Here is a 12184-nt window from a genome sequence, read left to right as displayed (position 1 = left end):
CCGTTGATCGTCGGACGCGCAGGAGGACGCCGCCGGCAGCCGTTCTCGCGAGGACGGCACACCGGCTGATGGCGTCGGCCGTCCCACGCGGCCTTCGACCGCCGCGCACCGGTCGGTGCGCGGCGCGCTGGCAGGTCTTCGGACTCGTGGGCGCGTCCCTCATGCCTACCGGCCGTCGCTTCCCGGACCGTGACCGGTCCAGTGCTTGATGACGGCTTTCGTTCCCACTCACCGCTGCGGGGCAGTCCCGGTTTCGCACCGGGTTCCCTGTTGCCTCGACCGCCCATGAAAGATCAACAAGACCAGGGACGGCCGAACCAGCTGCGATCAACACCATATATGGGTACGCCTCCGAATCCACAACACCAGATGCTGTGTACGGCGTGTCGCGGCGCACCGTCACCCGAAGCTCGCCGCGGGTAACGCCCCGATCCGCCCCGATCCACCCCTGGGGGTGGTGCAGAGACTAGTTGCGTCATGACTAGTATGAACGGGTGGATGAATTGGAGTTTCTCGGATCCCACGAGATCCGGGTGCGGCTCGGCGCCGTGAGCCGGCAGCGGATGTATCAGTTGACACAGCGCAGTGACTTCCCCGCCGCGGTGGCGGATCTGGCCCAGGGCAAGATCTGGCGCGCCACCGACATCGAGGCGTGGATCGAGACGTATCGCCCCGAGGATGCCGCCGGCAAGGACGGGTGACCGATTTCGCACGGCGCCCGGCCCCGTAACGGGCCGGGCGTACCCGTACAGTGAGCGGCAGTGCTGGTTCACTCCGCTTCACGGTGGAGTGTCGTAAGAGGGAACCCGGTGCGATACCGGGACTGCCCCGCAGCGGTGAGTGGGAACGAAAGCTGTCAATGAGCACTGGGCCGCAACGGCCTGGGAAGCGACGGCCGGTAGGCAGGAATCACACGCCCACGAGTCCGAAGACCTGCCCGCACCGCGTGCACATCCGTGTGCGCCGCCGACGGCCTCTCGGGAGGGCCCGGGCGAGACCGCGGCACGTGTTTGTCGGCTGCGGCCTTCCCGTGCCCTCGTGTGACCCGTCGGGGACCTCGAGGGAAGGACACCATGACCACCACCCCCTTCGGCCAGAGCACCGTGCTCGGCTACCCACGCATCGGCGGCAACCGCGAGCTCAAGAAGGCCGTCGAGGCGCACTGGGCCGGGCGGATCGACGCCGCCGAGCTGGAGCGGACAGCGGCACGGCTGCGCAGCGAGGTCTGGCTGACCCTGCGCAACGCCGACCTGGACGCCATCCCGTCCAACACGTTCTCGTACTACGACCACGTTCTCGACACCGCCGTCGCCGTCGGGGCGGTCCCCGAACGGTTCCGCCGGCTCGGACTGTCCGACCTGGACACCTACTTCGCCATGGCGCGCGGGGTGGACACTGAACCCGCACTCGAGCTGACCAAGTGGTTCGACACCAACTACCACTACCTTGTGCCGGAGATCGGCCCGGAAACGGTCTTCGCCGCGGACCCCGCCAAAGCCCTCCAGGAGTACGCCGAAGCGCGCGCCCTGGATCTGCGTACCCGCCCGGTTCTGGTCGGACCGGCCACGTTCCTGCTGCTCGCCAAGCCCAGCACCCCCGGCTACGACCCGTTCGACCGGCTCGACGATCTCGTCGGGGCCTACGCCGACCTGCTCGGCGCGCTCGCCGACGCGGGCGTGGAGTGGGTACAACTCGACGAGCCCGCCTACGTCGCCGACCGGGTCCCCGCGGAGATCGACGCGCTGCGGGAGACGTACGCCCGGCTGGGTGCCCTCGACCGGCGCCCGCAGATCTTCGTCGCCACGTACTTCGGTGACCTGGGCGACGCCCTGCCCGCCCTGCTGGACACACCGGTCGAAGCGCTCGGTCTCGATCTGGTGGCGGGCCCCGGCAACCTGCGGCGCCTCGCCGGCTCCGGTCCGCTGCGCGGCAGGACGATCGTGGCGGGGCTCGTCGACGGGCACAACGTCTGGCGCACCGATCTGACCGCCGCCGTCACCGCCGGAGCCGTCGCCTACGGCCTGGCCGACCACCTCGCCGTCTCCACGTCCTGTTCCCTGCTGCACGTGCCGGTGGACCTGTCCGTCGAGACCTACCTCGACCCCGCGCTACGGGAACGCCTCGCCTTCGCCCGGCAGAAGGTCGACGAGGTCGTCCTGCTGAGCAGGGCCCTGCGCGACGGCACCGCCCACCTTCCCCGGCCGCTGCCCGCACCACCGGCGACCTGGCACAACACCGAGGTCCGGGCCCGGCTCGCCGCACTGTCGCCAACCGACCGCCGACGCTCCGACTATCCACTCAGGGCCGCGGCACAACAGGAACGCCTCCAACTGCCGGCGCTGCCCACGACCACGATCGGCTCGTTCCCGCAGACCGATGCGCTGCGCCGGGCCCGCGCCGCACTACGCGCCGGCACCCTCGACGCACCCGGCTACGACCAGGTGATCCGCGACGAGATCGCCCGCGTCATCCGGTTCCAGGAAGAACTCGGCCTGGACGTCCTGGTGCACGGCGAACCCGAACGCAACGACATGGTCCAGTACTTCGGCGAACAACTCGACGGCTTCGCCGCCACCGACCACGGCTGGGTGCAGAGTTACGGCTCCCGATGCGTACGCCCACCGATCATCCACGGCGATGTGGCACGCAGGGCCCCGATGACGGTCGCGTGGTCCACCTACGCCCAGTCCCTCACGCCAAAACCGGTCAAGGGCATGCTCACCGGCCCGGTCACCATCCTGGCCTGGTCGTTCGTCCGCACCGACCAACCACTCGCCGACACCGCCGACCAGGTCGCCCTCGCCCTGCGCGACGAATGCCACGACCTTGAGGCCGCCGGCATCAGCGTGATCCAGGTCGACGAACCGGCCCTGCGCGAAACCCTCCCGCTCCGCAGAGCGGACCAGAAGGCCTACCTCGACTGGGCCATCGACGCCTTCCGCCTGGCCACCAGCGGCATCGCCGACCACACCCAGCTCCACACCCACCTGTGCTACTCCGAATTCGGCGAGGTCATCACCGCCATCGACGCCCTCGACGCCGACGTCACCAGCATCGAAGCCTCCCGCTCCAAAATGGAGATCCTCCAAGACCTCCAATCCATCGGGTACGCCCGAGGCGTCGGCCCCGGCATCTGGGACATCCACTCCCCCCGCATCCCCACCCAAACCGAACTCGTCACCGCCCTGCGTCACGCCGTATCCGCAGTCCCGGCCCAGCGCCTCTGGGTCAACCCCGACTGCGGCCTCAAAACCCGCACCTACCCCGAAGTCCAATCCACCCTCAAACACCTCACCGCAGCCGCCACCGAGGTCCGCAACCACTGACCTTGCTCCCCCACCGGGCGGGCCCCTCTCCCCAGTCCGGGCCCGCCCGGCCCATTCGGGTCGTCCACGTGAAACGCCTCAAGATCGCGTGGTCGACCGCAGCAACGGGAAAGTGCGCTGGCGGGCGTTCGTCGGAGATGGCCCTCTTGGCGAGCTGATGCACCACAACGGACGCCTATCCGTCGCCCTTGACCCTGCCGGCGCGAGTCTTACCTGGCCCGAGGGCAGCCGGCTGAGCCCCGCCCACGCAGCCGCTCTGCAGTCGCTGTGCCGCGACGTGCTGTCGTTCGCCCGGAGCCGTCGTGAGCTCGCCCTGGTAATGATGTCATCCGCCGAAATCCGGCACGGAAACGTCGTCGCACGGCGCACGGCGGGTGACTGGCCTGGCCGGCTGGCACAGGCGCTGGTCATCGCGACCGACGTCGACGACCGACGGCTGGCCGATACGATCCGGATGCTGACCAGGTCGCAGGGCGTACGGACGGTCGGCACCCCGCGCCCGAGGCACGGCCCCGATGTGGCGCAGGCCGAACGCGACCGTCAGGATGCCCTGTACCTGGACCGCGTCGACCTTGAGCAAGACGTCGAAGGCGAAGTCCGGTACTGGTTGACGCAGTTCAGCGAGATTCTGGGCCGGATCGTCAGCCTTTGATGGTGTCGTAGGCGGCGAGCAGGTGTTGCACGGCCTGGGCCGGGGTGAGGGTGCCGTCCAGGATGCGCTTCTCCGCCTCGGTGGTGGCGGCGCGGACCGCAGGGTCGGTGTGGAAGCGGGTCAGGACGGCGTCGTCGGCCATCGCTTGCATCCAGCCGATCTGTTGCCGGCGGCGGTGTTCCTGGAAGTCGCCGTTCTTCTCGCGGTGGTGGCGGTGAGCGGTCAGCTGCGCCCAGATCTCGGGTACGCCGGTGCCGTCCAGGCCGCTGCAGGTGAGCACCGGAGTTGACCAGGCCTGGTCGTCGTCGGCGCCGCTGACCAGACGTAGGGCGCCGGCTAGCTCGCGGGCGGCGCGCTGGGCCTCGGCGGCGTGGGGGCCGTCGGCTTTGTTGACGGCGATGACGTCGGCGAGCTCGAGGATGCCTTTTTTGATGCCCTGCAGCTGGTCGCCGGTGCGGGCCAGGGCCAGCAGCAGGAACGAGTCGACCATGTCCGCGACCGCCGTCTCGGACTGACCCACGCCGACCGTCTCCACGAGAACGACGTCGTAGCCGGCGGCCTCGACGATGACGATGGCTTCGCGAGTGGCTTTCGCAACGCCGCCGAGTGTGCCCGCGGTGGGCGAGGGCCGGACGTAAGCGTTCGGGTCGGCCGCCAGGCGGGCCATCCGGGTCTTGTCGCCGAGAATGCTGCCCCGCGTGCGCGTCGACGACGGGTCCACGGCCAGGACCGCCACGCGATGGCCGGCCGCGGTCAGGTCGCTCCCGAACGCGTCGATGAACGTCGACTTGCCCACGCCAGGCACACCGCTGATACCGATCCGGTGCGACCTGCCCGCGAAGGAGCCCGCCGCAGGCGGCGACTCGACCGAACCGGCCGCGAAGGAGTCCGCCGCAGGCGGCGACCCGGCTGAGTTGGACGGGGTCAGCAGGGTCAGGAGGCGCTGGGCCAGGGCCTGGTGGTCGGTGCGGGTGGATTCGACCAGGGTGATGGCGCGCGCGATCCAGGCGGGGACACGTGCACGGACCCCAGCGGCCATTGCCTCGACGTCGATGGGGGGTGGGGGCATCAGGCGGGGGTGGGGTGGCCGAGGCGGGTGGAGAGGTCGGTGAGGAGGTTGAGGGCGGCGTCGGCGAGGACGGTGCCGGGGGCGAAGATGGCCGCGGCGCCGGCTGCGCGCAGGGCTTCGTAGTCCTGGGGTGGGATGACGCCGCCGGCGATGATCATGATGTCGGGGCGGCCCTGGGCGGCGAGTTCGTCGCGGAGGGCGGGGACGAGGGTGAGGTGGCCCGCGGCGAGGGAGTTGACGCCGACGATGTGGGCGTCGGCTTCGATGGCCTGGCGGGCGACCTCGGCGGGGGTGGCGAACAGGGGGCCGACGTCGACGTCGAAGCCGAGGTCGGCGAAGGCCGTGGCGACGACCTTCTGGCCGCGGTCGTGGCCGTCCTGGCCCATCTTGGCGACCAGGATCCGCGGCTGGCGGCCCTCGGCCTCGGCGAACGCGGCGGCGGCGGCGCGCGCCCGGTCGATGTTGGCCACCTGGCCGGCCTCCTTGCGGTACACCCCGGAAATGGTACGGATCCGAGCCGTGTGCCGTCCGTAGACCTTTTCCAGCGCGTCGGAGATCTCCCCCACGGTCGCCTTGGCCCGGGCGGCGTCGACGGCCAGCGCGAGCAGGTTGCCGTCACCGGCCGAGGCCCCGGGAAGAACGGTGCCGGCGGCTCGGGTGAGGGCGTCCAGCGCGGACCGGCACGCGGCCTCGTCACGTTCGGCGCGCAGGCGGCGCAGCTTCTCGACCTGGCCTGCGCGCACCGCGACGTTGTCGACCTTCAGCACGTCGATGGGTTCGTCGGCGTCCGGCCGGTACTTGTTCACGCCGATGACCGTCTGCCGGCCGGAGTCGATGCGGGCCTGCGTACGGGCGGCGGCCTCCTCGATGCGCATCTTCGGGATGCCCTCCTCGATCGCCCGTGCCATGCCACCGGCGGCCTCGACCTCCGCGATGTGCTCCCAGGCCCGCGCGGCGAGGTCCCGCGTGAGCCGTTCCACGTACGCGCTGCCACCCCACGGGTCGACCGCACGCGTGGTACCCGACTCCTGCTGCAGGAACAGCTGCGTATTCCGGGCGATCCGCGCGGAGAAATCCGTCGGCAACGCCAGAGCCTCGTCGAGCGCGTTGGTGTGCAACGACTGCGTATGGCCCTGCGTCGCCGCCATCGCCTCGACACACGTACGCATCACGTTGTTGTAGACGTCCTGCGCGGTCAGCGACCAGCCCGACGTCTGCGAATGCGCACGCAGACTCAACGACCTCGGATCCTTGGGGCCGAACTCGCGCACGAGTTTCGCCCACAGCAACCGCCCCGCCCGCAGCTTGGCGACCTCCATGAAGAAGTTCATCCCGATCGCCCAGAAGAACGACAACCGGGGCGCGAACGCGTCGATGTCCAGCCCCGCCGCGCGCCCGGCACGCAGATACTCCACCCCATCAGCCAGGGTGTACGCGAGCTCGAGGTCAGCAGTCGCACCGGCTTCCTGGATGTGGTAGCCGGAGATCGAGATCGAGTTGAACCGCGGCATCCGCTGCGACGTGAACGCGAAGATGTCGGAGATGATCCGCATCGACGGCGTCGGCGGATAAATGTAGGTGTTACGGACCATGAACTCTTTGAGGATGTCGTTCTGAATCGTGCCGGACAGTTTCTCCGGCGGGACGCCCTGCTCCTCACCGGCGACAATGTAGAGGGCGAGAATCGGCAGCACCGCGCCGTTCATCGTCATCGACACACTCATCCGGTCGAGCGGAATCCCCTCGAACAACTGCCGCATGTCGTAGATGGAGTCGATCGCCACCCCCGCCATGCCGACGTCACCGGTCACCCGCGGATGGTCCGAGTCATAACCACGGTGGGTGGGCAGGTCGAACGCGACCGAAAGCCCCTTCTGCCCGCCTGCCAGGTTGCGGCGGTAGAACGCGTTCGACTCCTCAGCTGTGGAGAACCCCGCGTACTGGCGGATCGTCCACGGCTGGTTGACGTACATCGTCGGGTACGGGCCACGCACGTACGGCGCGATGCCGGGATACGTACCCAGAAAGTCGAGGCCTTCCAGGTCAGCGCCGGTGAACAGCGGCGGCACCGCGATCCCCTCGGGCGTGTGCCAGAGCAACTCCCCGGCGTCCCGCCCGGTCTCGGCCCGCACGGCGTCACGCCAGGAATCGACGGACGGCGACGCCCCGGACGCCGTCAGTTCCGCTGTGGAGAAGTCGGGAATCACTCGGGAACCCCCAGGTCGGCGAGCGTCGCGGTCAGGGCGGCGACGGCGTCACAGCCGGTGTACACGTACCTGTCGATGCCGGGAAAATCACCGCGGCCGGCCAGGATGACCCGCTGCGTCCCGGCCGCACGCAGCTCAGTGGTCAGATCAACGGCCTGCTCCGCGTACGCCTTGTCGGGCCCGCACAGGCACACCACCGCGCCCGGCGACGTCGTCACCGCGATCCCCCCGGCGGCGAACAGGTTCGTCGCGAAGGTGACACGCGGCCCGGACGCCGCGGGTGAACCGAGCGTAACCAGCGAAACCGTGGGACGGCTGCCGGTCGCGGCCAGGTAGGCGTCGCTCCGGTCGCGCAGCCGCTCGAACGCCTCGGCGTACCGGTGGCGGGGCAGTCCACCGCCGGCGGGAACGGTGGCGGGGCGGCGTTCGGGGACCCGTTCGGCCAGATCCGGGAACTCGCTCACGCCGGTGATCGGGTCACGGCGGTGCGCGAGGTTGCTCTCCCGCCGCTGCCAGGTCGCGGCGAGCCGGTCGGCGACGAGCCCGCTGCCGAGCGCGGCGGCGATGCCCCCGGCCTGCTCGATACCGGTGAACCACTCCCATGCGGCGCGCGCCAGCTCATCGGTGTAGCTCTCGACGTACCAGGAGCCACCGGCCGGGTCGATCACCCGGGCCACGTGGGCTTCCTCGACGAGCAGGGTCTGCGTGTTACGGGCGAGACGCCGCGAGAACCCGTCGGGACGCCCGAGCCCATGGTCGAACGGCAGCACGGTCACGGCGTCCGCCCCGCCCACCCCCGCGGCGAACGCGGCGATCGTGGTGCGCAGCAGGTTCACCCAGGGATCCCGGGCGGTCATCATCGCCGCCGACGTCACCGCATGCTGACGCTGCCCGCCGGCACCGGGCTCCCCGGACAGCTCGGCGATCCTCGCCCAGATCCTCCGCGCGGCCCGCAGCTTGGCGATCGTCGCGAACTGGTCAGCCGTCGCGGCGTACCGGAACTCGAGCTGGCTCAACGCCGCCGCGACCGGCAGACCGGCATCCGTCAGCGCACGAAGATAGGCGACCCCCGCCGCGGCGGCACACCCCAGCTCCTCGGCATCCGACCCACCGGCATCGTGATAGACAGTCGCGTCCACGGTGATCGCGCGGATCCCCGGCGCCTCAGCCACACACCGTCCGGCCAGCGCCGCCGCCAAAACCAGGTCCGTCTCGCCCGGGCCGGCGACCGAGCCGGTGCGGGCGAGCAAGCCGAGGGGATCCGCGCCGAGTCCACCACGGACCTGCCGGGGGTCGGCACCACGGGCGGCGAGCAGGTCGAACCAGGCTTCGCCCGCGGCGGCGAAGTCATTCCCGGGGTCGAGCACCACCCCGGCCAGGTCGAGATGGACCCCGTCGAGCGCGTCGGGCAGGGCGTCGAACGGCAGCGCGTCGTCGCCCACGGACAGCCAGATCGAGGTCGCACCGTTCTCGAGGTCGCCGAGGACGGCCTCGCGGATCTCCTTCGGGTTCTCGCCGGTGTGCCGCTGCCGCACGTCCCAGCCACCGCCGAGCCCGCCCGAGGCACGAGCTCCCCGCACGAACGGCCACTGCCCGGGCAGGCCGGTCTGCACGGCCGGACCGGTCGGCGCGCTGTCCGGCGTGTGCAGGGCCGCGATGGACGGGCCGTCGTACGTGGTGGTGGCGAGCAGCTCGTCCACCTGCTCCAGAGCAGTGTCCTCGGTCGCTGCCCCGGACTTGCGCAGCGCAGCGAGTGCCAGCTTCCGCCACTGTCCGACGGTGGCAGGGGTGAAGTCCGCCCCCAGCGTGAGTTCGTCACCCGGTGCGGTCATGGACTGCTCTCCCCCATCAACAAGCCCGCCCTCTCCTGACTCCAGCCAGCATCGCAGCCCGGCATCATGACAGCCCGCCAGCATCGCTCCCGGACAGCATCCTCCTGTCCACGGTATGTACCGGACAACCCCTACCTTGAGCGGTCGCACAGCCCTGCCCGAAAGGCGCAGCCTTATCGGCGGGGCACAGCGCTGAACCTAACCGGTCAGTTGCCAAGATCACGCCAGTTGCCCAGGTCACGCTGTCGCCAAGGAGTTGCAATAGAGTAGGTTTCTGGTCGATACAGCTACCTGTGCAGGGGAAGAAGGCGCATGGCCGACACCCGCTTGTCCCGCTTCCGGCGGAGCCTGACCCGCGAGGACCGGCGCTCGCTGGCCGGCATGGCGGGGTTCATCGTGCTGCTGCACGTGGCCGGGTTCGCGATCCTGTTCGGGCTGGTCGTGCCGAAGCACTTCCACCTCGGCGGCGACCATCCCGTCTTCACCGTCGGCGTCGGGGTGCTCGCCTACACGTTCGGGCTGCGGCACGCGTTCGACGCCGATCACATCGCGGCTGTGGACAACACCACCCGCAAACTGATGCAGGACAACGTACGCAAGCCGCTGTCGGTCGGATTCTGGTTCTCCCTCGGCCACTCGACGATCGTGTTCACGCTGTCGTTCCTGCTCTCCGTCGGCGTGAAAGCGCTCGCCGGTCAGGTGTCGGACGGCGGATCGGGCCTGCACTCGGTCGCCGGGGTCATCGGCGCGTCGGTCTCGGGCGTGTTCCTCTGGGTCCTCGGCATCCTGAACCTCGTCGTGCTGCTCGGGATCATCCGCGTCTTCCGCCGGATGCGCAGCGGCCACTTCGACGAGCAGGAGCTCGAGGACCAGCTCAACAAGCGCGGCTTCATGAACCGCATCCTCGGCGGCCTCACCAAGTCAGTACGCAAACCGTGGCACATCTACCCCGTCGGCGTACTCTTCGGCCTAGGCTTCGACACCGCCACCGAGGTCGGCCTGCTCGTCCTCGCCGGGGGTGCCGCCGCGTTCGCCCTGCCGTTCTACTCGATCCTCGTGCTGCCGATCCTGTTCGCCGCCGGCATGTGCCTGATGGACACCGTCGACGGCGTGTTCATGAACGCCGCGTACGGCTGGGCGTTCGCGAAACCGGTCCGCAAGGTCTTCTACAACATCACCATCACGTCCATCTCCGTGGCGGTGGCCCTGGTCATCGGCACCATCGAACTGATCGGCGTCCTCGACGACCAGGCCCACATCACCACGGGCCCGCTCGCGGCAATCGGTGCCATCCCTCTCGACTACGCCGGGTACGCCATCGTCGGACTCTTCGTGCTCGCCTGGATCGCCGCCATCGCGATCTGGCGTCTCGGGCGCATCGAACAGCGCTGGTCCACGGATCCGACCCCGGCGCACAGCGACCCGGCGCCGGCTGACAGCGACCTCACCCCAGCGACCAGCGGCCTGAACCCGGCGAACAGCGAGTAGCCGGGAACCATTCGGCGACCCCGGGCGACCAATGATGCGAGTCACAGCCGACCCATCATCCCCGAGGTGCCGATGTCAACGACCGCAACACAGACCGAAGCCCCACCCTTACCGCGCCCGCGCCCCACGCCCACGCGAAGTTTCGGCCCGCTGCTGTTGCGTCTGCACTTCTACGCCGGAATCGTCGTCGCGCCGTTCCTGCTGGTCGCGGCGCTGACCGGGCTGGCGTACGCGTTCGCACCGCAGATGGAGCGCGCCGTCTACGCGGACGAGCTCACCGTCTCGGACCCGGGCACCGCGGCCAGGCCGCTGGCCGAGCAGATCGCGGCGGCCCGCGCCACCCATCCCCAGGGCGACCCGATCCTGGTACGCCCGGGCGACGGCGACACGACCACCCAGGTCGACTTCACGTCCCCCGAGCTCGACGAGGAACACTCCCACACGGTGTACGTGAACCCGTACACAGCAGCCGTGACCGGGCAGCTGACCACCTGGTTCGCCACCACCCCGTTCAAGACCTGGCTCGACGACCTGCACCGCAACCTGCACCTGGGCGACACGGGCCGCTACTACTCCGAGTTCGCGGCGAGCTGGCTCAGCGTCATCGCCCTCGGCGGCCTCGTCCTCTGGTGGCGCCGCCAGCGCGGCCGCAAACTGCTCACCCCCGACCTCACCGCCAAGAAGGGGGTACGCCGTACGCGCAGCTGGCACGCCGCCACCGGTGTCTGGCTCACGGTCGGCCTGCTCCTGCTCTCCGCCACCGGCCTGACCTGGTCCCGCTACGCCGGTGGCAACTTCGCCACGGCCCTCGACTCGCTGAAGTCGGGCACCCCGTCGGTAGCAACCGAGCTGACCGCCGGAGCCGCGGCGGCACCCGCCCCCAGCCACCACGGCGGTGCGGCCCCGGCCCCGACGGCGGGCACCGCCGACCCGGCGGCCGCCGACGCCGTTCTGAAGGCCGCCCGCGACAACGGCATCGACGGCCCGGTGGAACTCGCCGTCCCCACCGACGCCACCACCGCCTGGACGGTCACCCAGACCCGCAACCTGTGGCCGGTCGGCCGGGACAGCGTCGCCGTCGACCCCACCACCGCCCAGGTCACCGATCGCGTCGACTTCGCCGACTGGCCCGTCCTGTCCAAGCTCACCCGCTGGGGCATCAACGCCCACATGGGAACCCTGTTCGGCATCGTCAACCAGCTCCTGCTCGCCGCCCTCGCCATCGGCCTGATCTGCGTCATCGTCTGGGGCTACCGCATGTGGTGGCAACGCCGCCCCACCCGCACCGACCGCCGGGCTCTCGCCGGTGCCCCGCCCGCCCGGGGCGCCTGGCAGCAACTACCCACCTGGGGCATCATCGCCGGCGTCCCGGTGGTCTTCGCCCTGGGCTGGGCGCTGCCCCTGTTCGGCATCCCGCTGGCCGCGTTCCTGGTGGCCGACGTCATCATCGGCGCGATCCGCAACCGGTCGGGCCGGCCACGCCCGCCCGTCCCGGTTTCCCCCGCACCTGCGGGAAGCTGACCGTCCCGGCCCTGGTGAGGCCGCCCGCGGAACCCGCAGAGCCGGGAACCGCGGGCGGCCCACCAGCGACTACCCCACCATGAGATCCG

General features: G+C 70.2%; 8 protein-coding genes and 2 riboswitches. Of the genes, 5 read left to right on the top strand and 3 right to left on the bottom strand.

The genetic code is table 11. From position 1 onward, the window contains the following. Window positions 1-112 precede the first annotated feature (112 nt). Window positions 113-322: riboswitch (cobalamin riboswitch) on the bottom strand. Between the two features lie 172 nt (window positions 323-494). From Aco04nite_RS16040 to Aco04nite_RS16030, 3 genes are all read left to right on the top strand, one after another. Further along, on the top strand, window positions 495-701 hold the full coding sequence (locus Aco04nite_RS16040; RefSeq protein ID WP_244876036.1) for a helix-turn-helix transcriptional regulator: 207 nt from the start codon (window positions 495-497) through the stop codon (window positions 699-701). Between the two features lie 47 nt (window positions 702-748). Continuing rightward, window positions 749-955, top strand: a riboswitch (cobalamin riboswitch). 118 nt (window positions 956-1073) lie between these two features. Beyond that, on the top strand, window positions 1074-3326 hold the full coding sequence (gene metE, locus Aco04nite_RS16035) for a 5-methyltetrahydropteroyltriglutamate--homocysteine S-methyltransferase (protein WP_212998013.1): 2253 nt from the start codon (window positions 1074-1076) through the stop codon (window positions 3324-3326). 88 nt (window positions 3327-3414) lie between these two features. Further along, on the top strand, window positions 3415-3978 hold the full coding sequence (locus tag Aco04nite_RS16030) for a hypothetical protein (RefSeq protein ID WP_212998012.1): 564 nt from the start codon (window positions 3415-3417) through the stop codon (window positions 3976-3978). On the opposite strand, the gene meaB is transcribed toward Aco04nite_RS16030, so the two are convergent. Genes meaB through Aco04nite_RS16015 form a run of 3 tightly spaced genes read right to left on the bottom strand, consistent with a single transcriptional unit; the run spans window position 3968 to window position 9086 of the window. Next, window positions 3968-5047 (bottom strand): methylmalonyl Co-A mutase-associated GTPase MeaB, encoded by a 1080-nt coding sequence (gene meaB, locus Aco04nite_RS16025; RefSeq protein ID WP_212998011.1) that lies wholly within the window; start codon window positions 5045-5047, stop codon window positions 3968-3970. The two genes, Aco04nite_RS16030 and meaB, sit on opposite strands and share 11 nt — an antisense overlap. Then, window positions 5047-7254 carry a methylmalonyl-CoA mutase gene (gene scpA, locus Aco04nite_RS16020; RefSeq protein ID WP_244876035.1) on the bottom strand — a complete coding sequence of 736 codons (2208 nt, stop codon included), beginning with the start codon at window positions 7252-7254 and terminating at the stop codon, window positions 5047-5049. The genes meaB and scpA overlap by 1 nt, the downstream gene beginning before the upstream one ends. Continuing rightward, window positions 7251-9086 (bottom strand): methylmalonyl-CoA mutase subunit beta, encoded by a 1836-nt coding sequence (locus tag Aco04nite_RS16015; RefSeq protein ID WP_212998010.1) that lies wholly within the window; start codon window positions 9084-9086, stop codon window positions 7251-7253. Before Aco04nite_RS16015 ends, scpA begins: the two co-directional genes overlap by 4 nt. A 312-nt stretch (window positions 9087-9398) precedes the next feature. Here Aco04nite_RS16015 and nicT point away from each other — a divergent pair, with 312 nt between their 5' ends. Then, on the top strand, window positions 9399-10574 hold the full coding sequence (nicT, locus tag Aco04nite_RS16010) for a Nickel transporter NicT (protein WP_212998009.1): 1176 nt from the start codon (window positions 9399-9401) through the stop codon (window positions 10572-10574). 72 nt (window positions 10575-10646) lie between these two features. Continuing rightward, window positions 10647-12095 carry a PepSY-associated TM helix domain-containing protein gene (locus Aco04nite_RS16005; protein ID WP_212998210.1) on the top strand — a complete coding sequence of 483 codons (1449 nt, stop codon included), beginning with the start codon at window positions 10647-10649 and terminating at the stop codon, window positions 12093-12095. Window positions 12096-12184 lie beyond the last annotated feature (89 nt).

The sequence above is a fragment of the Winogradskya consettensis genome, from assembly GCF_018332715.1.
GTDB classification, from domain to species: Bacteria; Actinomycetota; Actinomycetes; order Mycobacteriales; family Micromonosporaceae; genus Actinoplanes; species Actinoplanes consettensis.
The sequence above is the reverse complement of the archived record's forward strand: the minus strand, read 5'-3'. Positions and strand labels throughout refer to the sequence as shown.

Bases quoted from the DNA above. Each gene is read 5' to 3' on its own strand.
- metE (WP_212998013.1), top strand. From the start codon at position 1,074: ATGACCACCACCCCCTTCGGCCAGAGCACCGTGCTCGGCTACCCACGC.
- meaB (WP_212998011.1), bottom strand. From the start codon at position 5,047: ATGCCCCCACCCCCCATCGACGTCGAGGCAATGGCCGCTGGGGTCCGT.
- Aco04nite_RS16015 (WP_212998010.1), bottom strand. From the start codon at position 9,086: ATGACCGCACCGGGTGACGAACTCACGCTGGGGGCGGACTTCACCCCT.
- nicT (WP_212998009.1), top strand. From the start codon at position 9,399: ATGGCCGACACCCGCTTGTCCCGCTTCCGGCGGAGCCTGACCCGCGAG.
- Aco04nite_RS16005 (WP_212998210.1), top strand. From the start codon at position 10,647: ATGTCAACGACCGCAACACAGACCGAAGCCCCACCCTTACCGCGCCCG.